This window comes from Oleiphilus sp. HI0079, from assembly GCF_001635105.1.
Genome location: NZ_LWFT01001044.1, coordinates 1 through 895 on the forward strand (window position 1 = coordinate 1; position 895 = coordinate 895).

The window sequence follows — 895 nt, forward strand, 5'->3', positions numbered from 1 at the left end:
CGGCCTTCAAGCAGCGCGGCAATCTCTCTGAGTTTTCCCGCGTTTCCACTTGCTAGAACAATGTCCATCTTTGGCTCAATCATTATAGAAATTGTGGCTGAATCGTAGCCTGAACGGATCTGAAACCCCTTGAGGAAATACTGAGATATCAAACGTCAATATCTCGCCTTCCCGATACTGCAACTGCGCAATGTAATAAATTGCCTTGCCTTCGATAACCTGCTGCATACTCAAATGCTGCACCTGCTGGATGTCGTTTTTGGCATTCATATTAACGATGGCACCAACCGCTTCTCTCACCCCATTTTCGTTTACTTTGAGCACGCTCACATTAACAACACCCAACGCCTTGCTGCGCGTCAAATCATACTGTCTAGCCACCTCCGGCTGGAGGAAAGTGCTGTTGAACGCGATGTAATGCACCTCATATTCGGTGCCATCCGGCGCCGCAAAAACCTTCTTCTGCTCGGCATAGGAGTCGGCGGCCATCAGCATACCAAGCATAAACAAACAGACGTGAATCCAATGATTTCTCGATAACATGACCGTTTTCTCCAGATTATCTTCGTTCGATACGATACACGGCAAACTCAGCCAACAAGTTTGGCCATATTCGCGCTAAACTTTTCTCGCGAAAGTCTGCGTTCACCACTAAACGGTTTACGATACGAATGCCTTTTTGGTCGCACAAAATTTCAAAATCTTTAAATGTGCAAAGGTGGATATTCGGCGTGTTAAACCAAGTATGCGGCAAGGTTTTCGACATCGGCATTTTCCCATTGAAGAGCAAGTACTGCCTACAGCGCCAGTGGCCAAAATTTGGGAAAGTCACGATACCTTGCTTACCTAGTCGCAACATCTCTTCGAGCATTTCATCAGGACGACGCACAGCTTG

2 protein-coding genes are annotated in these 895 nt (G+C 46.8%); both read right to left on the reverse strand.

Translation table 11 applies throughout. From position 1 onward, the window contains the following. Positions 1-75 precede the first annotated feature (75 nt). Entirely contained in the window at positions 76-543 is a 468-nt protein-coding gene (locus tag A3750_RS18770; protein ID WP_068458556.1) for a DUF4426 domain-containing protein, read from the reverse strand. A gap of 16 nt (positions 544-559) precedes the next feature. Beyond that, positions 560-895: methionine biosynthesis protein MetW (locus tag A3750_RS18775; protein WP_304440215.1), on the reverse strand; the 336-nt coding region annotated here is incomplete at its 5' end.